The sequence below is a fragment of the Blautia sp. DFI.9.10 genome (assembly GCF_024461705.1).
Taxonomy (GTDB): domain Bacteria; phylum Bacillota; class Clostridia; order Lachnospirales; family Lachnospiraceae; genus Blautia_A; species Blautia_A fusiformis.
In genome coordinates this window covers 79349-104719 of the sequence record NZ_JANGAA010000010.1, presented here as the reverse complement: position 1 = coordinate 104719, position 25371 = coordinate 79349, and the positions used below count along the sequence as shown (strand labels likewise).

General features: G+C 44.6%; 19 protein-coding genes. 15 read left to right on the top strand and 4 right to left on the bottom strand.

The genetic code is table 11. From position 1 onward, the window contains the following. Nucleotides 1-57: 57 nt before the first annotated feature. The 12 genes from clpB to NE671_RS08080 all read left to right on the top strand — a co-directional run bounded on the left by clpB (nucleotide 58) and on the right by NE671_RS08080 (nucleotide 17346). Nucleotides 58-2640 (top strand): ATP-dependent chaperone ClpB, encoded by a 2583-nt coding sequence (clpB, locus tag NE671_RS08135; RefSeq protein ID WP_173740773.1) that lies wholly within the window; start codon nucleotides 58-60, stop codon nucleotides 2638-2640. Between the two features lie 288 nt (nucleotides 2641-2928). Next, nucleotides 2929-3102 carry a DUF4250 domain-containing protein gene (locus NE671_RS08130; RefSeq protein ID WP_110925881.1) on the top strand — a complete coding sequence of 58 codons (174 nt, stop codon included), beginning with the start codon at nucleotides 2929-2931 and terminating at the stop codon, nucleotides 3100-3102. A 301-nt stretch (nucleotides 3103-3403) separates the two neighbouring features. Further along, nucleotides 3404-3922: a MarR family winged helix-turn-helix transcriptional regulator gene (locus tag NE671_RS08125; protein ID WP_227588606.1), complete on the top strand. Its 519-nt coding sequence runs from the start codon at nucleotides 3404-3406 to the stop codon at nucleotides 3920-3922. Further along, nucleotides 3915-6077, top strand: a complete 2163-nt coding sequence (locus NE671_RS08120; RefSeq protein ID WP_173740772.1) for an ABC transporter ATP-binding protein — start codon at nucleotides 3915-3917, stop codon at nucleotides 6075-6077. The genes NE671_RS08125 and NE671_RS08120 overlap by 8 nt, the downstream gene beginning before the upstream one ends. After that, the gene (locus tag NE671_RS08115; protein ID WP_015527233.1) at nucleotides 6074-7906 is read left to right on the top strand and encodes an ABC transporter ATP-binding protein; all 1833 of its coding nucleotides are present in this window, start codon (nucleotides 6074-6076) and stop codon (nucleotides 7904-7906) included. The genes NE671_RS08120 and NE671_RS08115 overlap by 4 nt, the downstream gene beginning before the upstream one ends. Nucleotides 7907-8303: 397 nt before the next feature. Continuing rightward, nucleotides 8304-9671, top strand: a complete 1368-nt coding sequence (locus NE671_RS08110; RefSeq protein ID WP_092068733.1) for a hypothetical protein — start codon at nucleotides 8304-8306, stop codon at nucleotides 9669-9671. Between the two features lie 4 nt (nucleotides 9672-9675). Next, nucleotides 9676-10827 carry an aminotransferase class V-fold PLP-dependent enzyme gene (locus NE671_RS08105; protein WP_173740771.1) on the top strand — a complete coding sequence of 384 codons (1152 nt, stop codon included), beginning with the start codon at nucleotides 9676-9678 and terminating at the stop codon, nucleotides 10825-10827. Between the two features lie 124 nt (nucleotides 10828-10951). Continuing rightward, a complete protein-coding gene (locus tag NE671_RS08100; protein WP_110103239.1) occupies nucleotides 10952-11245 on the top strand; it encodes a hypothetical protein in 294 nt (97 codons plus the stop codon). A gap of 104 nt (nucleotides 11246-11349) precedes the next feature. Beyond that, nucleotides 11350-12219: an AraC family transcriptional regulator gene (locus tag NE671_RS08095; RefSeq protein WP_110103238.1), complete on the top strand. Its 870-nt coding sequence runs from the start codon at nucleotides 11350-11352 to the stop codon at nucleotides 12217-12219. Nucleotides 12220-12391: 172 nt separating this feature from the next. Beyond that, on the top strand, nucleotides 12392-14761 hold the full coding sequence (locus NE671_RS08090; RefSeq protein WP_110103237.1) for a glycoside hydrolase family 31 protein: 2370 nt from the start codon (nucleotides 12392-12394) through the stop codon (nucleotides 14759-14761). Between the two features lie 156 nt (nucleotides 14762-14917). After that, nucleotides 14918-15238, top strand: coding sequence for a putative heavy metal-binding protein (locus NE671_RS08085; RefSeq protein WP_015527228.1), 321 nt, complete (start codon nucleotides 14918-14920; stop codon nucleotides 15236-15238). Nucleotides 15239-15243: 5 nt separating this feature from the next. Next, the gene (locus tag NE671_RS08080) at nucleotides 15244-17346 is read left to right on the top strand and encodes a HelD family protein (protein ID WP_173739299.1); all 2103 of its coding nucleotides are present in this window, start codon (nucleotides 15244-15246) and stop codon (nucleotides 17344-17346) included. Between the two features lie 98 nt (nucleotides 17347-17444). On the opposite strand, the gene NE671_RS08075 is transcribed toward NE671_RS08080, so the two are convergent. Continuing rightward, complete coding sequence (locus tag NE671_RS08075; protein ID WP_256163851.1) at nucleotides 17445-18212, bottom strand: response regulator transcription factor; 768 nt, start codon at nucleotides 18210-18212, stop codon at nucleotides 17445-17447. Between the two features lie 4 nt (nucleotides 18213-18216). Continuing rightward, nucleotides 18217-20019 (bottom strand): sensor histidine kinase, encoded by a 1803-nt coding sequence (locus tag NE671_RS08070; RefSeq protein ID WP_118753005.1) that lies wholly within the window; start codon nucleotides 20017-20019, stop codon nucleotides 18217-18219. A gap of 285 nt (nucleotides 20020-20304) precedes the next feature. Between NE671_RS08070 and NE671_RS08065 the strand changes: the two genes are divergently transcribed. The 3 genes from NE671_RS08065 (at nucleotide 20305) to NE671_RS08055 (ending at nucleotide 23417) form a co-directional block, all read left to right on the top strand. Continuing rightward, nucleotides 20305-21630 (top strand): ABC transporter substrate-binding protein, encoded by a 1326-nt coding sequence (locus NE671_RS08065; RefSeq protein ID WP_015527223.1) that lies wholly within the window; start codon nucleotides 20305-20307, stop codon nucleotides 21628-21630. Between the two features lie 84 nt (nucleotides 21631-21714). After that, nucleotides 21715-22596: a carbohydrate ABC transporter permease gene (locus tag NE671_RS08060; RefSeq protein WP_226843038.1), complete on the top strand. Its 882-nt coding sequence runs from the start codon at nucleotides 21715-21717 to the stop codon at nucleotides 22594-22596. After that, on the top strand, nucleotides 22596-23417 hold the full coding sequence (locus tag NE671_RS08055; protein WP_092068387.1) for a carbohydrate ABC transporter permease: 822 nt from the start codon (nucleotides 22596-22598) through the stop codon (nucleotides 23415-23417). Before NE671_RS08060 ends, NE671_RS08055 begins: the two co-directional genes overlap by 1 nt. Before the next feature lie 90 nt (nucleotides 23418-23507). On the opposite strand, the gene NE671_RS08050 is transcribed toward NE671_RS08055, so the two are convergent. Next, entirely contained in the window at nucleotides 23508-24638 is a 1131-nt protein-coding gene (locus tag NE671_RS08050) for a pyridoxal-phosphate-dependent aminotransferase family protein (protein WP_256163849.1), read from the bottom strand. A 54-nt stretch (nucleotides 24639-24692) separates the two neighbouring features. Continuing rightward, nucleotides 24693-25250, bottom strand: coding sequence for an ECF transporter S component (locus NE671_RS08045; protein WP_059086010.1), 558 nt, complete (start codon nucleotides 25248-25250; stop codon nucleotides 24693-24695). Nucleotides 25251-25371 lie beyond the last annotated feature (121 nt).

Below are 25371 nucleotides of genomic sequence, written 5' to 3'. Positions count from 1 at the left end.
CAGCATTTCCGGTATGAGAATATTGGAAATGTTTTTCATAGAATAGGAGGGAAGCCTATGAACATCAGTAAGTTTACACAGAAATCCGTACAGGCTGTCCAGGATCTTGAGAAGGTTGCTTATGAATATGGCAATCAGGAGATCGAAGAGGAACACCTTCTGTATGCCTTGTTGACACAGGAGGACAGCCTGATTCTCAAGCTGATCGAGAAGATGGAAATCCAGAAGGAATATTTTATTGACACAGTTAAGAAGGCACTGGATGCCAGAGTTAAGGTTTCCGGTGGAGAGCTTCGATTTGGTCAGTATCTGAACAAGGCACTGGTCAGTGCAGAGGACGAAGCGAAGGCTATGGGAGATGAGTATGTATCGGTTGAGCATCTGTTTCTTTCCATGCTGAAGAATCCAAGCCCGAGCATGAAGAAGCTATTCAATGAATTCGGAATCACCAGAGAGCGTTTTCTTCAGGCATTATCTACAGTCAGGGGAAACCAGAGAGTTGTCAGTGACAACCCGGAGGCAACCTATGATACCCTGAATAAATACGGTGAGGATCTTGTGGAGAAGGCGAAGAACCAGAAGCTTGATCCGGTGATCGGCCGTGATATGGAGATCCGGAATATTATCCGTATCCTTTCTCGTAAGACCAAGAACAACCCGGTTCTCATCGGTGAGCCTGGCGTTGGTAAAACAGCAGCCATCGAGGGACTGGCACAGCGTATTGTGGCAGGAGATGTACCGGAAGGTCTTAAGAATAAGAAGATTTTTGCCCTGGATATGGGTGCGCTGGTTGCAGGTGCCAAGTATCGTGGTGAGTTTGAGGAACGTCTGAAAGCGGTACTTGAGGAAGTGAAGAAGAGCGAAGGACAGATCATTCTGTTTATCGATGAGCTTCATCTGATCGTGGGTGCAGGTAAGACAGATGGCGCCATGGATGCAGGAAACATGCTGAAGCCTATGCTTGCCAGAGGTGAGCTGCACTGTATCGGTGCAACAACTCTGGATGAGTACCGACAGTACATTGAGAAGGATGCTGCACTTGCCCGTCGTTTCCAGCCGGTTATGGTAAATGAGCCGACAGTGGAAGATACCATTTCCATTCTCCGTGGCCTGAAGGAAAGATATGAGGTATTCCACGGTGTTAAGATCACAGACAGTGCCCTGGTTGCAGCTGCCACACTTTCACACAGATACATTACAGACCGTTTTCTCCCGGATAAGGCCATCGACCTTGTTGATGAAGCCTGTGCGCTGATCAAGACGGAGCTGGATTCCATGCCGACAGAGCTGGATGAGCAGAGACGTAAGATCATGCAGCTGGAGATTGAAGAGTCTGCCCTGAAAAAAGAAACTGATAACTTAAGTAAAGAGCGTCTGGCTGATCTGCAGAAAGAACTTGCAGAGCTGAGAGATACTTTTAATACCCAGAAAGCTCAGTGGGATAATGAGAAGCATTCCGTAGAGAAGCTTCAGAAATTACGTGAGCAGATCGAGGATATCAATAAACAGATTCAGAAAGCAAAACAGAATTACGATCTGGAGAAAGCAGCAGAGTTGCAGTACGGCGAGCTGCCGAAGCTTCAGCAGCAGCTGGAAATTGAGGAGAAGCAGGTTAAGGAGAGTGACAGAAGCCTGGTACATGAGGCTGTCACAGATGATGAGATCGCACGTATCATTTCCAGATGGACCGGTATTCCGGTAACCAAGCTGACAGAAGGTGAGAGAACCAAGCTGCTGGGCCTTGAGGATGAGCTGCACAAACGTGTAGTAGGACAGGATGAGGGTGTTCGTCTTGTAACAGATGCGATCCTTCGTTCCAAAGCCGGAATCAAGGACCCCACAAAGCCGATCGGTTCCTTCCTGTTCCTCGGACCAACCGGTGTTGGTAAAACAGAGCTTGCCAAGACTCTGGCTGCCACACTGTTTGACGATGAACAGAATATGGTCCGTATCGATATGAGTGAATACATGGAGAAATATTCCGTGTCCCGTCTGATCGGAGCGCCTCCAGGATATGTCGGATATGAGGAAGGCGGACAGCTGACAGAGGCCGTTCGAAGAAAACCGTACAGTGTTGTTCTTTTTGATGAGATCGAGAAGGCTCACCCGGATGTATTCAATGTACTTCTGCAGGTACTGGACGATGGACGTATCACGGATTCACAGGGACGTACGGTTGATTTTAAGAATACGATCCTGATCATGACTTCCAACATTGGTTCTCCGTACCTTCTTGACGGTATCGACGAGAAGGGAGATATCAAACCGGAGGCACAGGAACAGGTTATGAATGATCTTCGTGGTCACTTCCGTCCGGAGTTCCTGAACCGTCTGGATGAGATTATCATGTTCAAGCCGCTGACCAAGGATAATGTAGGTAAGATCGTAGATCTTATGGTCAAAGAGCTCAGCGACCGTCTGGCTGACCAGGAGCTTTCTCTGGAGCTTACAGATGCTGCCAAACAGATGGTAGTGGATAATGGTTATGATCCGGTTTACGGCGCACGTCCTCTGAAGCGTTATCTCCAGAATTATGTGGAGACACTGACAGCCAAGAAGATCCTTTCCGGTGATGTGCATGCCGGAGATACCATTGTGCTGGATGTGAAGGATGGAGCGTTTACCGTCAGCACGAAGTAAAAAATAACTCCATAAAGTTATGATAGATTGACAAGGAAAAGAACTGTCGGTTCTGATAGAAATCCATTTCAGGATGAAAATCGGAACCAGGCAGTTCTTTTTTTGGGACAAGGAATGGAATATTTTTATCAGATACTGAAGAAATAAAAAATCCTGAAAAATTTTTTTACTGGCTCTTGACAAAAAATAAAATTGGTAAGATAGTAAATCTGATATTTCAGATCAGACAGCTATCCAGCAGCATCTGGGATATTGGATAAATATCAGATAAAAGGATGGAAACAGATTATGATACCAAAGGACCCGGTAATGCTTTTAAGCTATGTGAACACGCAGCTGAGGGATTTTTACAGTTCCCTGAATGCTTTCTGCGAGGACAGAGGACTTGACAGGAAAGAACTGGAGGATAAGCTTGACATGATCGATTATGCTTATGATCCGGCTGTGAATCAGTTTGTATAAGAAAATCAGGAACAGAAAGAAGTACCCGTTTCGAATAAAAAAACGAAGCGGGTATTTTTTTGTGAAAAAATAGGAAAAACAGCAGAAAATAAATTAGTTTAACAAATTAATTAATAGATTTCAGGTGGAAATTAAAGAAGCTGTAAATCTTAAAAAAGTGTAAAATTCACAAAAACCAGTTGCATTTTTTGTGCAGATGTATATTATATATAGTTAGCCGACTAATTAAAAAAGAAGATCACTGCTTCGTATATCATTAACAAAGAGCAGGTGTCTGATCGGATGAGAGAGGAGTGACAGCGTGTTTTGTAAGGAGGAAGATGAGAAAGAAAGGCAGAGCAGCTTTTTATCTCTGTTTATGAAGGTAGACCGTCATTTTATGACGAAATGCTTTGGTCAGATGCAGGAGCTTGGGATTTATCCGGGACAGATACCGGTTCTGGGGCTTGTGTCTGGAAGGGATGGCCTGAGTCAGCGGGAAATTGCAAAGATCCTGCATATTAAGCCGCCTACGGTAAATGTATCGATACAGAGACTGGAGAAAGCAGGCTTTCTTTATAAGAAACCGGATGAAAAGGACCAGCGTGTGACCAGGATCTATATGACAGAAAAGGGAAAGGAAATCAAGGCAAAAGCACTGGAACGGATCCATAAAAATGAGGCTGTGATGATGGAAGGCTTCAGTGAGGCGGAACAGTGCCTGCTTCGGAGATTTCTGGAGCAGATCCTTGTAAATATCGAAAAGATCCAGCCGGAGGAAGCCATAGAAAAGCTTCATCCGGATGAAATGACAGAAAGGAAGGAACAGAAACGTGATTAAACTGATGAAATATCTGAAACGATCTGCAGGTTACATCGTACTCATCATTGCGCTTCTTTTTCTTCAGGCATACTGTGATCTGTCTCTGCCGAATTACACATCAAATATCATTAATGTGGGAATTCAGCAGAACGGTATTGAAGACAGTGTTCCTGAGAAGATCAGAAAGACGTCCATGGACAGTCTGAAGCTGTTTATGGAAGAGGATGATGCGAAAACTGTGGATGGATTTTATGAGGAAGAGGGAGATGATCTGGTATTAAAGGATAAAATCTCCAAAGAAGACAGAGAAGAACTCAACGATATCTTCGGCAAACCGATGGTGATCGTTTCTACTCTGATGTCCGACAGTGAAGAATCAAAGGCAGCTCTTGCAAAAATGGGAATCCCGGAAGGGACGGATCCACTGGCGGCTCTTTCTCAGATGCCGGCAGAGGCTTTGGCTGCTATGAAGGACCAGGTCGGAGAAAAGATCGACAAGATGCAGGAATCCATCATCACACAGGCAGGTGTTTCCTATGTTCGTGCAGAATATGAAGCCATGGGTGAAGATGTGGATGCCATACAGATGGATTACATGAAAGCAACAGGTATCCGCATGGTGCTGATGGCACTGGTCACCATGATGGCTGCAGTATGTGTGGTATTTCTTTCATCCAGAGTTGCTGCATCTATGGGACATGATCTCCGTGGACTGGTTTATAACAAAGTCATAGGTTTTTCCAGCAGAGAGTACCATAAGTTTTCAACAGCATCCCTGATCACACGATGCACGAACGATATCCAGCAGATCCAGCAGGTAATGGCTATGATGTTCCGTATCGTGCTTTACGCGCCAATCCTTGGAATCGGTGGTGTGATCCGCGTGCTTCAGAGAGATTCCTCCATGACATGGATCCTTGGGGTGGCCATTGTACTGATCATGGCATTTATGGCAATGCTGTTCAGGATTGCAATGCCGAAATTTACAGCTTTGCAGACCATGGTAGATAAGCTGAACCTGGTAACAAGAGAAATCCTTACCGGTATTCCGGTTATCCGTGCATTCAGCCGTGAAAAACATGAGGAGGAGCGTTTTGAGGATGCAAATATCACTCTGATGAAGACAAACCTCTTTGTAAACCGTTGTATGACATTTATGATGCCGGTGATGATGCTGATCATGAACGCAGTTTCCGTACTGACCATCTACAGCGGTTCTTATGCGGTAGACAGCGGAAGCATGCAGGTTGGTGATGTTATGGCATTTATCCAGTATGCAATGCAGATCATCATGTCATTTTTGATGATCACAGCAATGTCTATCATGCTGCCGAGAGCAAATGTATCTGCACGCCGTATCAACGAGGTGCTTGAGACAGAAGTCAGTGTCCAGGATCCGGAGGATCCGGTACAGCCTTCCCAGGATGTGAAGGGTACTGTAGAATTTGATCATGTAAGCTTCGCATATCCGGAGGCAGGAGAGAATGTTATCACAGATATTTCCTTTAAGGCAGAAAAAGGTGAGACAGTAGCGATCATCGGAAGTACAGGAAGCGGTAAGAGTACACTGATCAATCTGATCCCGCGTTTCTATGATGCAACAGAAGGATCTGTGAAAGTGGATGGCGTGGATGTCCGGAAAATGACACAGAAGGATGTCCGTGACAGGATCGGTTATGTTCCGCAGAAGGGTGTACTTTTCTCAGGAACCATTGATTCCAATATCCGTTACGGAAAGACAGAGATTTCGGAGGATGCAGTGAAAAAAGCAGCAGGGGTTGCACAGGCTACGGAGTTTATCGACACCAAGCCGGAGCGATATAAGACTCCGATCGCACAGGGAGGAAGCAATGTTTCCGGTGGACAGAAGCAGAGGCTTTCCATTGCCAGAGCTATCGCAAAAGATCCGGAGATCTTTATCTTTGATGACAGCTTTTCCGCACTGGATTTCAAAACAGACAGCACACTTCGAAAAGCGCTGAAAGAACATACAAAAGAAGCAACAACCATTATCGTGGCACAGCGTATCAGTACGATCTTAAATGCAGATAAGATCCTTGTACTGGACGATGGACATATGGCAGGGATCGGAAGCCATAAGGAGCTGATGAAGTCCTGCGAGGTATATCGCCAGATTGCCATGAGTCAGTTATCAGAGGAGGAATTGGCATGAGTCAGCAGAGAAGAAGAGGTCCGATGGGCGGACACGGAATGCAGCCAACAGAGAAGGCCAAGGACTTCAAAGACTCCATGAAAAAGCTCTTTGGCTATATGGGCAGATATAAATTTCGTTTTATCCTGATGTTTATCTTTGCAGTGGCAGGTACAGCGTTTAATATTGCAGGCCCGAAGATACTTGGAAAAGCTACCACAGAGCTGTTCAATGGTCTGGTTGCTAAGGTAAACGGTACAGGCGGTATTGATTTCGGTAAGATCGGAATGATCCTTCTGTGGACTTTGGGACTGTATGTGGCAAGTGCATGCTTTTCCCTGATCCAGGGATTTGTCATGACGGGGATCTCCAATGATGTTACATACAATCTCCGAAAGGATATTTCAAAGAAGATCAACCGTCTGCCAATGAATTATTTCGAGAGCAGAACAAACGGTGAGATCCTTTCCAGGGTGACAAATGATGTGGATACCCTGCAGATGAGCATCAACCAGAGCATGACACAGCTGATCACATCCGTAACAACACTGATCGGTGTATTTATCATGATGCTTTCTATCAACGTGTGGATGACACTGGCAGCAGTGCTGATACTGCCGGTTTCCATGCTTATCATTAATAAAGTAATGAAACACTCCCAGAAATATTTCCAGGCACAGCAGGAGTATCTGGGAAAAGTAAATGGTCAGGTTGAGGAAAATTTCGGCGGCCATGATGTGGTAAGAGTATTCAACAAAGAGCAGGATGCGCTGAAGGAATTTGAGCATGACAACCAGAAGCTTTATGAGTCTGCATGGAAGTCACAGTTCTTTTCCGGAATGATGATGCCGATCATGCAGTTTGTGGGAAATCTGGGATATGTGATGGTGGCACTTCTCGGAGGGATTTTTGCCATCAAAGGAACTATCGAGGTTGGAGATATCCAGTCCTTCTTCCAGTATATCCGTAACTTTACACAGCCGATCCAGCAGATCGCCCAGGTTACAAACCTTCTGCAGTCCTCGGCGGCAGCTTCTGAGCGGGTATTTGAATTTCTTGAGGAGCCGGAGGAAGAACTTCAGCCGGAGAACCCGGATTCCATTGAGGGACTGGAAGGAAATGTACAGTTTGAGCATGTGAAATTCGGTTATAATCCGGATAAGATCATTGTAAATGATTTCTCCGCAGATGTGCATGACGGTCAGAAGATCGCCATTGTAGGACCTACAGGTGCAGGAAAAACGACGATCGTAAAGCTGCTGATGCGTTTTTATGATGTAAATGGCGGAAGCATCAAGGTTGACGGACATGATATCCGGAACTTCAACCGCAGCAATCTCCGTGAGATGTTCGGAATGGTGTTGCAGGACACTTGGCTGTTTTCCGGAACCATTATGGAAAATATCCGCTACGGAAGACTGGACGCAACGGATGAAGAGGTGATCGCAGCAGCAAAAGCGGCCCATATCCACAACTTTATCATGCAGCAGCCCGGCGGCTATCAGATGGTCCTGGATGAGGAGACCAGTAATGTTTCTCAGGGGCAGAAGCAGTTGCTTACCATTGCAAGAGCGATCCTGGCAGACAATAAGATCCTGATTCTGGATGAGGCCACATCTTCCGTTGATACAAGAACAGAAATGCAGATCCAGAAGGCTATGGATAACCTGATGAAGGGCAGAACCAGCTTTGTTATCGCCCACAGACTTTCTACCATTAAGGATGCAGATCTGATCCTGGTGATGAAGGACGGAGATATCATTGAGCAGGGAGATCATGAAGAGCTGCTGGCACGGAAGGGCTTCTATGCGGATCTGTATAACAGTCAGTTTGAACAAAAACAGGCATAATCCTGTTTTTGTTCATGAGGAAGTAGCGAAGCGGATTCCGAATGTCTGCTTTGCTGAAAGAGGCACAGGCATAAGATAACCTGAGTATTGGGCAGGATTACAGCACCGGAAATGTACTTCCATCCGAAAAACGGATCGGCCACGTTTCCGGTGCTTTTTTTTGCGGATTTTTTTCAGGTTAATGTGGTGAATAAATATTGTATAATTCATATAAAAATGATGGGAATAATAATATAAATTATATGAAAATAGCACAAAATCGTAAGAAAGTACAGTCTGTTCGGAAGAATAAAGAGGAATTCCATGATTCATACAGTATAATAGGATATATCGAGTGTGTGGAAAAACTACAAACTGGAAAATGCGGAATGTTAAAGAGAAGAGAGGTATTTTTATTATGAAACAGAAAGCAATGGATATGAAACTTGTAGTAAAACCGTTGGTTGGATGTCTGACACATACACATTTCTGGGAGGGACCATGTCGTGCCGGACATAAAGAGGATATGACTGTTGAAGCTGAGACAAAAGCAGCTGATGAGGCGTTCAAAAATTCAGTTAAGGGATTACAAGGGGTTATTGATGAGGTAGAATTCACGGAGCCTGTGGATGTCCGCTATAATGAGTCTTTTGTTGTAGATAAAGACCTTTTTGCAAAAATCGGAGAGGATGTTGATGAGATCGATTGCTTCCTCTGCATGGGATGGAGAATTCCTAAGCTTGAGCGTTTCGGAAAGCCGGTCGTTATCTGGCAGAACGGAAACGAAGGAATTGATTTTGCAGCATACTGCCGTTCCATCGGAGTAGAGGCATATGTATGTATGGATCTTCAGGATGTGAATGAGATCATGCATATTCTCTGGGTAAGAAAAGCAGTTCGCAATACAAGGGCGCTTGTACTGACAGCAGGATCTCAGCCTACATTCGGAATTCAGAGTCTGATCCGCGATCCGGAGATCCTTCGTCAGCGTTACGGAGTTGAAGTGGTGAAGCTTCCATTTACATCCATTTTCAAATATATGGATGAGATCACAGATGAGGAAGCAAAGCCGATTGCAGATAAGATCATTGCAGGATCTACCGATACACAGGTAAACACAGACTGGTTTATCAATGACGTGAAATATTATCTGGCTGCCAAAAAGATGATGGATATTTATGACTGCAACGCTTTCTCAACCGCATGTCATGAGCTCTGTACAACAGAAATCCCGCAGAACCGTAAATTCACACCATGTATGTGCCATTCCATCATGAAAGACGAGGGAATTCCAAGCGGATGTGAGGAAGACCTTAACGCATTGATGGCCATGCTGATCATGCAGTATGCCGGAAAACGTCCGGCATTCATGGGTAACCCGAACCACGAGACAGACGAGCTTCTCCGCATCCACCATGCAGTACCGGCTCTTCAGATGAACGGTTATGGAACAAAACCGCTGGCATACAAACTCTGGGCATTCACAGGCCAGGGATTCGGTGGAAAACTGCAGGTTGACTTCACAGAGAACGATGATGATTATATCACACTTGGACGTTTCAATCCGGCAGGCGATACCATGTGCATCAAGAAAGGCAAGGTTATCCGTTCTGAATATGCAGATACATACTGCAGTCCGTTCTACTACATCCAGATGGACGATGCAAGAGAATTCATGCACAATCTTGCAGGATTCGGACATCATCAGGTGCTGATCTTCGGTGATTACACAAAGATGATCAAGAAGATTGCAAAAATTATGAACTTCAATATTCTGGAAGGATGATTGGATGATATATCTGAACAACGGGGCAACTTCCTGGCCGAAGCCCCCTGCTGTTTTGGAAGCTGTGCAGGCGTGCCTTAGCGGCACGCCTGCTTCGCAGTTCCGGGGCGGCAGCTCGATCATGAAAAAAGATGTGGAAGTACTTTGCCGGGAAAAACTGGGACAGCTCCTTGGAATCAGGGAAACAGAGAGAATATTTTTTACATCAGGGGCAACAGAAAGCATGAATACAGTCCTTGGGGGGCTGGACTATGGTGAAAAAGGCAGTAGCATCCTGGTAACGCAGACAGAGCATAACAGTGTGCTACGTCCGGTATATAATCTGGAACAGCTGAGAGAACATCCGGTGCTGGTAGTGAAGTGTACGATAAACGGGACAGTGACGGAAGAAGCCCTGGAAACAGCAGTACGACCGGACAGCCGTGTGCTGATCGTGAACCACTGTTCCAACGTGACAGGCTGTGTGCAGGATATGGAGATGATCCGGGAATTTGTAAAGAGACATGGACTGATCCTGATTGTGGATGTGTCGCAGAGTGCTGGCTGTATCCCTGTTGATGCAGATAAATGGGAAGCAGATGCGCTTATTTTTACAGGCCACAAAAGTCTGATGGGAATTCAGGGAACCGGCGGATTTTATGTCAGGAGCGGAATTGAGCTGAAGCCTCTGAAATATGGGGGAACCGGAAGAAACAGCGCACAGCTTACCTACGAGAACAAAGATTATGAGTATGAGGTAGGAACTCAGAACATGCCGGGAATCACAGGACTTCTGGCTGGGGTGGAGTTTATTGAGCAGACAGGACTTGCGGCAATTATGGAAAAAGAAGCTCGTCTGATGGAAATGCTTTATTGTGGTCTGGAACAGATAGAGGGTGTAAGGAGCTACGGAAACCATGACGTATGCAGAGGACCTGTGATGAGCCTGAATTTTCAGGGACTGAAAGCTTCGGATGCCGCGTATATTCTGGAAAGCGGATATGGGATCATTGTCCGTTCAGGGCTTCACTGTTCGCCATTGATCCATAAGGCAATGGGAACAGAAGAGGGCGGAACTGTGAGAGTAAGTGTTTCGTGGTTTACGGAGGAGAAGGATATAAAGGAATTTTTAGGAGCTGCGAAGGAAATAGCAGCATCTGTGGCACGGAATATTTAGCAGGCAAGTTACAGAGCAAATTTATACGGATGTATTACGAAGAACGATCACAGGAATCAGTCATATAGAGCAGACAGCAGATCCACGGGAAATCTGCCTGTAAAGGAAAGGGGAATACACGATTATGAAAATAATAGGAAAACAGCCTTCCAGGGAAAAATGTGCAGAATCCGGCTGGTTTGCCTGGGATTATCTTCTGGATGAACCGGTAGAGCGGGAATTCATTCTGAAGCTGAGACCATTGGGGGGATTCACATATCTTGATATGCTGAAACAGCCGTTTTTTAAGATTGACAGCGATTACTATATGATAAAAGGAATTCAGGGTAATGATTATTTCCGCATTGCTGTCCATGGGAAGCACGAAGATCAGCTGGAAGAGTTAGAACGAACTATCACAGATTGCATGGAAAAATAATATCTGCTATAATATTGTGAGCGTAAGAAGACACTGGAAAGGCTGCCGGTCCTGCCGGAAACAGCTGATGCGATGACAGTGTCTGCGTTTACAGGAGGCAGAATTTGCGATTAGAGAGAGACAACATACCCCTTGACAAAGAATTTCCTTTTCAGATTTCAGAGGTGGAACTGACACCGGAGAACAGTCGGCCTGGAAGTTATCACTGGCACAGCTATTTCGAGATCACCTGTGTGTTGGGGGGCAAGGGAAATTATTTTGTAAACGGGCAGGAATATACAATGGAAGAAGATGACATCATCATCTTCAATAATGTGGAGCCTCATGGATGGAAGCTGATCGGTGGAGACATGAAGCTTCTTGTGATGATCTTTTCACCGGAATTCGTGGCCGAAAAGCTGAGTATTTTTGATACGGAATATCTGAAGCCTTTTGTTGAGAGAGGAAGTAATTTTAAGAACCGTATCGGCAGGGAAGAAGAGGTAAGCGGAGAGATCCGTTCCAGTATCTGGGAGATCTATCACGAATGGCAGCAGAAAAAAGAAGGCTATCCGCTGATGATCAAGGCGAATGTACTTCGCATCCTTACCATGCTGATCCGGGCTTATCAGGATAAGAGCAAGTCAGGGGAAATGCTCCGTGAGAAGAAAAATGCAATGAAGCGTCTTGAGCAGGCTTTTAATTACATAGATGATCATTACTGTGAGAAGATCACTCTGGAAGAAGTTGCTTCTTCCGTATATATGAGTTCCAACTATTTTTCTTCTTATTTCCGTAAGGTGACAAATATCAGTTTCAGCGATTATGTCACAAGGATGAGGATCAACCATGCGCGTGAGCTTCTTCGGGAAACAGATAAAAATGTTACGGAAATCGCCATGGAATGCGGATTTAATAATATTTCCAATTTTTACAGACTTTACAAAAAACACGTGGGGAAACCGCCGAAAGATGAGAAGCAGAAGAAACAGTAAAAATAGTTAAAATTCATGAGCGGATAAGTCATAGACGGAAATCAGGCTTCGATGTTAGGATAAAAGTAAGAAATTTTGTCCTGATATCGGAGCTTTTTTATTAGAAAGGCTCCGATATCAGAAACGGAATATTAATGTCTGATTTACCGGACAGATAAGGAGAAGGGAAATTATGGTTAAAACAGATAGCTATGTACAGTTTGAAGCAGGAAAGCTGACATACCGGGTGGTTCCGGTGACAGAGGAGATCATCCGCATGATCGTTTCCGGAAAAGAGATCAAAGAGGCACAGGACTCCCTGATCATTGAGAAAAAAGAATATCCTGAGGTTGATTTTTCAGCAGAGGAAAATGCAGGAAGTATCATTGTGAAAACTGTGAAAGTTTGTGCAGAGATCAACACTGCATCCGGTGATATCATCTGGAAGCATGCAGACGGAAGCAAGTGGCTTTCCCAGAAGAAACCGGAACTGACTGAAACAGATGTGATCCACTATAATACAGGCGATGAGGAGCCGATCATCAACCGTGTAAAGACAGTTGACGGTGAGAGGAATTTTATCCAGAATCTGAAAGCTGAGAAAGTAAGAACAGCATATCGTGGAAAACTGTTCTTCACATGGAAAGAGGATGAGGAAATCCATGGGCTTGGCCAGGCAGAGGAAGGTATTTACAATTACAGAGGTCACTGCCAGTACTTATATCAGCATAACATGCGTATCCCGATGCCGGTTTTGGTTTCCACAGAAGGATATGGAATTCTTGTTGACTGCTGTTCACTTATGACTTTTAATGATGATCTGAAAGATTCCTATCTGTTTCTGGATACTGTAGATCAGATCGATTATTATTTTATGGGCGGTCATACTATGGATGAGATCATCCATGATTACCGTTATCTTACAGGCAAGGCGCAGATGCTGCCGAAATGGGCTTATGGCTATGTACAGTCCAAAGAGCAGTATTACACGGCAAAAGAGCTTCTTGAGATTGTTCGCCACTACCGTAAGATCGGGGTTCCGCTTGACTGTGTGGTACAGGACTGGAATACCTGGGATCCTGGAAACTGGGGCGAGAAGATCCTGGATCAGAAGCGTTACGGAGATATGAAAGAATGTGCGGAGGAAATCCACAAACTGAATGCCCATACCATGGTTTCCGTATGGCCGAATATGAATGCAGGCGGCAAGAACCATACAGAGTTTTTTAAGACTGGTCATCTTCTTTATGATTATGCGACTTATGATGCTTTTAATGAAGAAGCGAGAGAAATGTACTGGAAACAGGCACAGGAAGGACTTTTTGACCAGGGCTTTGATTCCTGGTGGTGCGATTCCACAGAACCGTTTTCCGGTCCTGACTGGAGTGGTGCAGCAAAGAGAGAGCCATGGGAAAGATATGAGCTTGTCGGCGGTGAGCACAAGAAATATCTGGATCCTGCTGTTGCCAATGCTTTTGCACTGATGCATGCAAAGGGAATTTATGAGAATCAGAGAAAAACTACAGAAGAGAAACGAGTTCTTAACCTGACACGTTCCGGCTATGCTTCCGGCCAGAAATATTCTGCAATGCTGTGGTCAGGCGATACCTGTGCATCCTGGGATAATCTTAAGACACAGATCGTGGAAGGCCTGAATATGGGACTGAGTGGATATCCATACTGGACACTGGATATCGGCGCTTTCTTTACAGTTGCTGATAAGTGGCAGAACCGTGGATGCGGCTGCAACACAGATCCGGAGCCGAAATGGTTCTGGCAGGGCAAATATAACGAAGGTGTGAAGGATAAAGGATACTGTGAGCTGTATACAAGATGGCTGGAGATGGGAACCTTCCTTCCGATGTTCCGTTCCCATGGAACTGATACACCAAGAGAAATCTGGAACTTTGGTGAAAAAGGAACCATGTTCTATGATGCCATTGAGAAGTTTATCAAGCTCCGTTATCATCTGATGCCGTATATTTATTCCCTTGCAGGTGCTGTACATTTTAATGATTATACGATTATGAGAAGCCTTCTCTTTGACTTCCCGGAGGATAAAGAAGCACGCAAGGTTGAGAATGAGTTTATGTTCGGACCGTCCCTTCTGATCTGTGCTGTTACAGAGCCGATGTATTACGGACCGGAGAGTACTGAGCTCCATAGAGAGAAAACATGGAAATGCTATCTCCCGGCAGGTACGAAATGGTACGATTACTGGACAAACAAGGAGTATGAAGGCGGCCAGTACGTAACCGTAGATGCTCCGATCGACCGAATGCCGATCTTTGTAAAAGCAGGAAGTATCCTTCCTGTTGCAGAGGGACTTGTATATGCTTCCCAGAAACCTGAGGAGTCGGTGAAACTTATGGTATATCCAGGTGAAGACTGCAAGTTCACTATTTATGAGGATGAGGGAAATAACTACAATTTTGAAAACGGTGCTTATGCAACAACAGAGCTTACCTGGGATGATAAAACAGGAACTCTGACTGTTGGCGGGCGTCAGGGAAGTTATCCGGGAATGGAAGAAGTTTCCTATGTGACTGAAGTTGTAAAATAAATAAGCGATAATAAGGAAAGACTGTCTGAAAAGGTGCCTGGCATCTCTTTGGGCAGCCTTTTTTTACTCTATACATCGTGACGGCTTTCGGGTATAATTCTGTAATAAGGCATTTTTATGCCGGAGAAAAAACAACAGAAACGGGAGGATTTTACCATGATCATAACAACAACGCCATCTGTAGAGGGAAGAGCAATCCGTGAATATAAAGGAATCGCATTTGGAGAAGTGATCACAGGAGTAAATTTCATGAAAGATCTTGGAGCAGGTCTTCGGAATTTCTTTGGCGGCAGAAGCGCCGGTTATGAGGAAGAACTTCAGAAAGCCAGAGGAGAAGCCCTGGCAGAGCTGGAGCAGCGTGCAGGTGCAATGGGAGCTAATGCAGTGATCGGTGTGGATATTGACTACGAAGTGCTTGGTGCAGATAATGGAATGCTGATGGTAACAGCAAGTGGAACTGCTGTAGTGGTGGATTAAGGCTTATGGCAGCGGTAAAAAACGGACGTGAATACCTTTCACATGTGACAGAGACATTGAAGCACAGGATCGCACAGCTGGATGAATCCATAGAGGTCGGGCAGAAAGAAATCGAAGGTATGCATGAGTACTACTGGGAAAACTATACAGAGATGGACCAGTACGGATATGAGAATTTTGATAACCAGCAGGCACTTCTCCATGAGATCAATGCCAGCAATGAGAAGATCGAACTGCGTCGGAGATTCAGGAAGATGATGGATTCACCGTTTTTCGGAAGGGTGGATTTCTGCTATGAAGGAGAAGATGAGCCGGAGATATTTTATATCGGAATTGCGAACCTGGCTGAGGAGAACGGCGGACTTCCGCTGATCTATGACTGGAGAGCACCTGTGTCCGGACTGTTCTATGATTTTGACAAGGGACCGGCTTCCTACCAGGCTCCGCTTGGCGAGATCCACGGGGATATTGCTGCCAAGTGGCAGTACAAGATCCGCGGTGGAAAAATGATCTATGAGTTTGAGAGTGATGTGAAGATCGACGATGAGATCCTGAAGGCAGAGCTTGGAAGCAACGGTGATGTACAGCTGAAGAATATTATCCGCACGATCCAGAAGGAGCAGAATGCGATCATCCGAAACACTTCGGATCGTATCATGGTGATCCAGGGAGCAGCAGGAAGCGGAAAGACTTCCATTGCCCTGCACAGGATCGCTTATCTCCTGTATCATGACAGGAAAAATCTGAAATCTTCTTCTGTGCTGGTGCTTTCACCGAATGGGGTGTTCTCGGACTATATTTCCCATATCCTGCCGGAGCTTGGCGAGGAGAATATCCGGGAGATGAGCTTTGACCTTTTTGCATACAAGAGACTGAAAAATGTTGTTTCTGACTGTGAAGACAGATATGATCTGATCGAGCGTCAGATTGCAGGATTATGCGATGAAAAGCTTCTGAAAGAGAAACTGTCACGGGATTTTCTGGATCGTATGGAAGGATATCTGGTGGAGCTTGAGGACAGCCTTATGAACTTCCGTGATGTGGAACACAGAGGCGTGGTTAAAAAAGAGCAGGAGATCATAGAGCTTTTTTACTTTAAATTCATGGATATCCCGCTGCTTTCCAGAATGGATGCAGTAGCAGAATATTTCATTGATGAGGTGGAGACTCTTAAGGGATTCGATCTTCCGGATGAGGAAAGGGAGGCTGTGAAGAGCCGTTTCTACAGGATGTATGAGACAAGAGATCTCTATGTGCTGTACAACCGTTTCCTGAGACAGGAAGGTTTTCCTTCTCTTCCACAGGTTCAGTATGAAAAAAGAAAGCTGCGCTATGAGGATGTGTATCCGGTTTTGTATCTGAAATATCGGCTGGAAACTCAGCAGGAGGATTCCGGTGTGCGCCATCTGATCGTGGATGAGATGCAGGATTATTCCATGATCCAGTATCTGATCATTCAGAGACTCTTTAAATGTAGGATGACTATTCTTGGGGACAGAGAACAGACTATGGACGGCGAGCAACAGGATGTGCTGACATTTCTGCCTAAGATCTTTGGAAAAGATATACGCAGGATCGTGATGAACAAGAGCTACCGTAATACTGTTGAGATTGCGTCTTATGCCAATAAACTGGCGGGAATTACGGAAGTGGAGCTTTTTGAACGTCATGGAAAACCTGTTGTGGAAAAAGAATTTCCGGGGCTTGAGGAGGCACTGGAGAGCGTAGTGAGAGAGCTGCGGCTTGAGAAGCAGGCAGTCATAGCTGAGAATGCAGATGAAGGTGTTGAAGATATTATTTCATATGAAACAGCAGCAGTGATCGCAAGAACTGCAGATGAAGCAAGGGAAACTTACTACATTCTGAAGGAGAAGCTGGAAGCAGAAGGCTTTGATACCAAGGAGCGTTTGTCCCTTCTTCACAGAGACAGCACAAACTTCCAAAAAGGCCTGACTGTCACAACATTCTACATGGCAAAGGGGCTGGAGTTTGATCAAGTATTTTCTGTATTTCCTGGGGAAGACCGAAGTCCGATCGTGGAGCGGGCGAGATATATTGCGGCGACGAGAGCTCTTCATGAATTGTATATGTATGAAGTTGTGAAATAAAATATAAAAAGTCATTTCAGAAGCCGGATGCTTTGGGAACAGAGCATAACCGGACGTCGTGAAATGACTTTTTTGTTTATATATACCTGGAAAATTTATTAACTGATCTGCTGGCTCTCTCCCTCATCTTTATATTCCAGAGGGCTTTTCCCTGTATGTTTCTTAAAGATCCTGCTGAAATATCCCTGGTCGTGATAGCCGCACATTTCACCGATCTGTTTTACAGAAAGGGAAGGCTCATGGATCAGCAGCTTCTGTGCATGGCTCATCCGGAGATTGATCAGATATTTGGTAGGGGTGCAGTCATAGACCTGACAGAAGATTTTGGTCAGGTAGCTGGGACTGTAGTTCATGGTTCCTGCAATCAGGTTCAGGTTGATATCCTCTGCATAATTCTGTACCATGAAGTTCTTGAGAAGCTCTGCAATCTGTCCCGGTGACATGCAGGAAGCACCTGGGGCGAATACGGTTTCGTAGTCATCACGTTTGATCTGAAGTTCCTGTTTGATCTTAAGGAGAACATTTTGGAGTTCGTCCGGATCTACAGGCTTCAGAAGGTAATCAGAAACCTTCAGCGTGATGGCTTTTTTTGCGTATTCAAAATCAGAAAATCCGCTGGTGATCACAAATTTCGTAAAGGGAAACTGATCACGGATCCTGGTGAGCAGGGTGATTCCGTCCATGACGGGCATCTTGATATCCGTAAATACCACATCCGGGCTCATCTGTTCCACCAGCGAGAGGGCCTGTGCACCTGTCTGTGCTGTGCCGATCACCTGAAAATCAGGATCTGCTTTTTCAATCTTATGTACCAGATTATTCAGAAGAAGTTCTTCATCTTCTGCCACAATAACAGTATAGTTCATAGTATTATTCCTCCGCATCTGTCTGAAAATACCGTCCAATAGAAACAATTCCGTGGCCGTCCGCTGTATTTCCATACCTGAAAATGATGTCATCTTTGCAGAAGAGTTTCCAGCGGAGAAATACATTGACAGTGCCAAGACCGTTGATCTTCAAAGCAGGCATGCCGGGATTTCGAATGGCATTCATGATATCTGAATTTATTTTTTTCTTGGCTTTTTCAGTGAATCCCGGTCCGGTGTCTGTAACATCGATCTGCCAGCTGTTTTGGTTTATTGTACTGCTGATTGTGATAGTCCATGGCGGTTCGCAGTCAGAACCATATTTGATAGCGTTTTCCACAATAGGCTGGATGATCAGCTTCGGAACCGGCTGATCCAGAAGAGATTCATCCACATCAATGGAATAATTCAGACTGGACTGGTAGCGGACCTTCATGCAGTAGAGATATTTCTGGACATAATCAAGCTCTTCGCGGAGTGTTACAGTTGTTTCAGCAGTATTGGTAATATAACGCATGATCCTGGAAAGATTGCGGCACATTTTTTCCACGGTATCCGTATCTCCGTTTTCTGCAAGCACCATAATGCTGGAAAGAGAGTTGTAATAAAAATGAGGATTAATCTGACTCTGCAAAGCCATGCTGCGTGCTTTCATTTCCTGCTCCTTGGCTTCGTTAAGCTGAGTCATGGAATCTTTTAGGTTATCGCTCATCAGCTGGAATGCCTGATACAGTTCTTCCAGTTCATTGACGGAAACCGGATAGGAAGTGACTTTTTCCTGGCCGAGAGTGTCCAGTTCCATACGCTGGATAATGTGCTTCAGGTGTTTCACCGGTTTTACTACAGAACGGGAAAGCCTGTAGGAAACGATTACTGCTGCGGCAAGAAAAGCAGCAACAACAGCCAGAAGGATCTTCAGCATTTTGTATACAGGGGCAAGGATCACAGATTCCGGCTGGATAGTCAGATAAGTGTAGCCTGTATATGCGGAATTCAGTCTGGAGACGTATTCTTTCTGATCTGTGACGGGACTCTGTACGGTAAGGGTATCCTGGTCAGAATCAGTAAGTTTGTAATATTTTGAAATATCATTGGTATCGTCGGCTGTGATATCATAAGGATAGATAAGATCGCCGGACTCATTGAAAACATAGACACTGGCAGCATTTCCGTGATTTTTTTTCTCATAGGAAATGATGCTCTTAAAGATGGATTTACATTGTTTGGCGGTTTCAATCACGCCGACACCACGGCCGTACTGGTTGGTGAAGGAGCGGTACAGGGAGATGAACCACTGGGGATAGCGGGCAGATTTGGAATAGACGTAAGTGCTGTAAGGAGCTGTCAGGACTTTTTTTCCGTTGGCTTCACGGGCTTTCTGGATCCATTCATTATGAGAGTCGTCGCTTTTTTTGACCATGGTGGAAAGGCCGGCCTGGAGCACATATCCGGAGAAATCATAAAGATTTACCTGATCAGCTTTCAATTCGGTGCCGCTTAAGGAGATAAAAAGATCGGACATGGCAGAAAGCATTTCATCGGAAATATTAAGGTCAAATTTCTGGTCGAGAACGGATTTCGACATGTTGCTGTAATTGATGTTTACAGATACAGTGTCAAGATTCTGGATTGCAGAGTCTACCTGGGACTGAAATGTGGAATTTAAGGTGCTCATGGCACTGATCTGGCTTTTCTTCAGCTGCCCGGATGCAAAAACATAAAAGAATATGGCAAAAGAAAAAAGGATCAGGCAGGCCATGCCAAGATAGGCGATAAAAAGTTTGGACTGCAGACTGCGTGTTTTCATATTGGTAAGCCCCCTGTGTGTGAAATGGTCGTGCAAAACATTGGCTAAAAGTATAGCACATTTGTAAAAAAAGTACAAACCGTAAAAATGTAATTCTGAAATAGTGCTTGAAAATGTCAATAGAAACTTGTGTATAGTTACGGAAAATATGAAAAAAGTATAATAAACTGTGAAAAAAGTACAAATACAGGGCAGGAATATCCATGGCTTTTAAAATGATCAGATGATAAACTAATATCATCAAGAGAGAACGAAAAATCAGTTCAAAAAAAGGAGGAAACATTAATGAAAAGAAAGAGATTTCTGGCAGTAGCCTGTGCAGCAGCAATGATCGCTTCCATGACGACAGGACTTGCAGTGAACGTATCTGCAGCGGATGAGAAGAGCGATTTCGCAGGCGAGGAGCTCAGCATCCTGGTTTCAGCAGGATGGATGGACAATCGTTACGATGAGACAATTAAACGTTTTGAGGATACCTACGATGTTACCGTAGACCTTCAGACGATTCCGGCTGATCAGTATTCAGATCTTCTTCAGTCCAAACTTGCTACAGATTCCTGTGCAGATATCTTCTGGATCCAGTCCAACCCGTTTGCAATTGAATCTACCATCGTTGATCCTGAGAAATACTGCATCGACTTTACAGGAGCTTCCTGGGAGAATGTTATGCCGGAGACAAGAAAAGAGTCCTGCGTATACAATGACAAACTGTACGGACTTCAGATCTGGAACGCATCTCCGGAGTATGTAATGGTTTACAACAAGACACTGTTCGAAGAGAACGGCTGGGAAGTACCGACAACATATGATGAGCTGAAAGAACTCTGCGGTAAGATCCAGGATGCAGGAATCACACCTTGGTTCATGCCTGGTGCAGATGGATGGCAGCATCAGCTGGCATTTTTCCAGATCGGCGGCGTTTATGAAGAAGCAACACCTGGTCTATATGACGAATTAAATGAAAACAAAGCAACATTTGCAGATAACGAGAAGATGCTTGAAGTTCTGAATGAGTTCAAAGAACTCTCTGATGCAGGATACTTCGGAGAAGACTGGATCGGAACAGACAGTACAAACATGTCCAACGAATTTGGTGACAGAAACTGTGCAATGGCACTTGCAAATTCCAGTTTCATCAAACAGATCCAGGAAGACACAGGCACATCTGATGAGTTTGGAATGTTCCTTGAGCCACTTGGCGACAATACCTGGTATCCAAGCAGCAACTCCGGCCCGACAATGTTTGGTTACAAGGGAACAGAGCATGAGGATCTTGTAAAAGAGTTTTTCAACTTCGTTACAACAACAGAGAGCCTTCAGGAAATTCTTGACAACTCTCCGGCATACACAAACCTTGACGTTAACGATGACAAGCTTGAGCAGCACTGGCTGCCGGAGGAGCAGGAGTTCCTTAAAACAGTTCCGGATGACAAGAAGGCTGTTGTAACACTTCAGACAGGTACAAAATATACAAACGATTACTGGACACAGTTTGGTCAGGATATGGTTGCATTCTGCCAGGGCGAGATGGAAGCAAACGATGTTCTTAAGAACATGGATACCAACCGTGCTGAGGCAGCAAAAACTGTAGGCGACGAGAACTGGAAATAAATAACAGAACTTAAAACTAGTTGACCCGAAGGCAGAGCCGGTATTTGCCGGCTCTGTTTTAACTTAAAACAGGAGGTGCTTTCTGTGAATAAGAAGAGAATCTATCCACAGTGGTTTCTGATACTGCCGTTGGCATTATATATCATTTTTTTCCTGCTTCCCAGTGTAATGGGTGTTGGTTACTCCTTTACAGACTGGAACTCCAGAAGTGTTCTTAATGGTACTCATTTTGTGGGACTGCAGAATTTTGCTGAGATTTTTACATCAGATAAGTCTTATCTGAGCGGTATTGGCAATACATTGAAGTTTACTATCATTTCCAACATCGTTAAGCTGATCCCGGCTCTTCTGATCGCGATTATGCTTCAGGAGGGACTTAAAGGCAAAGGGCTTTACAGAACATTGCTCTACCTGCCGTCTATTCTGCCTTTTGTAATCATTGGTCTTGTATTTAAATCCATCCTGAATTATAATAACGGACTTTTAAACACACTTCTTGATGCATTCCATCTTGGAATTTTCAAACAGAAATGGCTGTCTGATCTGGCTATTGTATGGAAATCCATCTATGGTGTAGATGCATGGCGAGGTATTGGTTATGTTATGACTATCTTTCTTGCAGGTCTGAATACGATTCCGAAATCTTATTATGAGGCTGCGCAGATCGATGGTGCAAACTTCTGGCAGAGACTTCGGTATGTAACACTTCCGATGCTGAGTGGTGCTATCATGATCAACCTTGTATTTGGTATTACATATGGTCTGAAAGTATTCGATATTGTTTATGTACTTACAAACGGTGGCCCTGGACATGCAACAGAGGTTCTTACAACTTATGCATTCCAGCTCTATTCCAGAGGCCAGTATGGAATGTCTTCTGCATTGAATACTGTTCTTCTTGTAATTACAGCGATCATAGGTGTATTTATTGTTAAGACATTGAGTAAACAGGAGGTACAGCAGTAATGGCAAAAAAAAGAATTCAGAATTTATTAAAACATGTTGTATGTATCCTGCTTTGCTTATGTGTCGTGCTTCCATTTTATATGGTATTGATCAACTCTTTTAAGACAAAAGCAGAGGCAGCCAGAATGAGTCTGGCACTTCCTACAGAGTGGGTATTTTCCAACTACTCTGAGGTTATTGAAAAAGGAAGCCTGATCCAGGGATTCCTGAACAGTTTTGCATATGCGCTGATCGCTACAACACTTGGTGTTGTACTTTGCTCCATGGCTGCATTTGTTATGTGCCGTAAGAGAACAAAATTGAATGTATTCCTGTATTACTTTGTACTTTGCGGACTGTTCTTCCCGGTCAACTATGTAACATTGGTACGTGTACTCAGTACACTGCACCTGAACGATACAAGAGTTGGCATTATCATGGTATTTACCAGTGCAATGATTCCGTTCTGTGTATTTACCATCCGTAACTTCGTAATCTCTGTCCCGGTTGAGCTGGACGAGGCTGCTGTTATCGACGGCGCAGGCCCGTTAAGCCTGTTCTTCAAGATCATCATGCCGCTTCTGAAACCAACTATGGTAACATGTTTTATCCTTCAGTTCATGACAGTATGGAGTGATTTCCTCACACCTTTGTATCTGTCAAGCAAGAGCCGTCTCTTCCCGATGACAATGGCTGTATATCAGTTCTTCGGAAAGAACAAGAGTTACTGGAACTATATTTTTGCTGATATCGTACTTACCTGTATCCCGGTTATTATTGTTTACATGATCGGCCAGAAATACATCGTAGGTGGTATGACATCCGGTGCGGTAAAAGAATAAAGAAAAATATTATAAGAATTATAAAAAAGCACTGCGAGATGAAAAGTTGGATTCATCTTACAGTGCTTTTTACTATTGAAATCTCAGAAATTACTGCATGTTTTTGCAGAAGATATCCTCCATGGAAGCCTTAAGCGGAACGCCAAGCCTGCGTAAAGTCCCGTCCAGGGCTGCGAAAACTTCTCTTACATTATAGAATGTAGCGTTGTTTCCCATATGTCCGATGCGGATCACTTTGCCAGCTAGGACATCGAAGGAACCTGCCAGCATAATGTTGTAGTCTTTTTTTACTCCCTCAAGGATCGCTTCGGCTGTTGTGCCCTCCGGTACTTCAAAAACAGTAACTGTACTGGAATATCCGCTGTGCAGGTAAAGGTTCAGGCCGGCTCCTGTAATGGCCTTTCGGGAGGCTGCGGCGATTTTGGCGTGGCGTGTAAGGATCCCGGGATCATCGGCAATGTTGTCAATAGCAGCCCGCAGACCATAGATATCGCTGATCGGCATGGTATATGGAAACCATTTTTCTTCATAATAATGTGCAAAGGTTGTGAGATTTGCGTAGAAAGAAGCAATGGGTGTCTTTCTTTCAGTCATTGCCTTCTTTGCATCGCTGCTGACTACAACAAAGGTAAGTCCAGGAGGTGCAGATACCACCTTCTGTGATCCGCCGCACATGATATCGATCTGGCATGCATCAATGTTCAGAGGCTCGCCGAAGGAAGCGGAAACAGAATCTACAACGGTAAGGATCCCGTATTTTTTAAGAAGCGGGCAGATGGCAGATACATCGTTGAGCATGCCGCTTGGAGTATCGCCGTGTACTACGGTTGCATATTTGTAGTTATGGTTATCCGCAAGGAAGGCTTCCAGTTCCTTTACATTGAGAGTGTTCTGATAATCTCTGGTATAAAGCTCCGGTCTGCCTCCGTACATGGAAACAAAATCGGCAAAGCCTTTTCCGTAGATACCATTGTCCAGAACAAGAACCTTATCTCCGGGCTCAGTCATGGAAGCAATGGCAGCCTCCAGTCCAAGGATACCCTCACCGCTTAAGATGAGAGTTTCGTTGGAGGTATGGAGAAGAGTGCTGATCTTCTCGCAGGTTTCTTTATAAAATTCGACAAAATTTTCGTCCAGATCCGGATTTGTGCATTCCATGCTTCTTGCCAGACGGACATTTTCTGCGACCTGTGTAGGTCCCGGTGTCATGATCTTATACATAAGCTCACCTCTTGATCTTTATATTATTTCCGCAAATTACGGCAGCTGTTACAGCTATTTTTTTAATCCGGTTTTTCTTGCTGCAAGGTTTAATGGTGTGATCACTACGAGAACGATGACAGCTGCAACACCGATCTGGACCAGGTTTCCTGGGATGGAAGATACCGGTGCCAGTGGATTTCCGTAGATGATAACCTCTGCAATGTAGTATCCTGCAACCTTGATCACGCAGGCTGCGGCAATGGCGATCACATACCATTTCATGTTCTGGTGCCGGGGATCCTCTGTGAGCTTACCTACTGTGAAGCCCATGATCCCTACAATAATAAGAGTAAATGGTGCCCACAGGGTCCAGCCGGAGAGAAGGTCAAAGAGCCCCATTCCGATCCCACCGGCAATGGCTCCGGTTTTCTTTCCGAATAAAATGGCACCGATGAATAACGGTACATTTCCAAGGTGGATCAGTCCGCCGTTGGCTGCGATCGGAAGCTTAACATTAATAAATGCGGTGAAGATATAAGTCAGTGCAACAAATGCGGCTGTAATGGTGAGAAACTGAACAGATGAAAGCTCCTGGTCAGTTCTCTGAGATGTCTGAACTGCTTTTTCCATAGTGATAGATCCTTTCCCGAAAACATCGATGTATGGATGTCCTCTTTTCATATATTTTTGGTTGGGTATACTTTACAACATGAGTGTACATGAATAAAGACACAATTATAGAAAAAAAAGA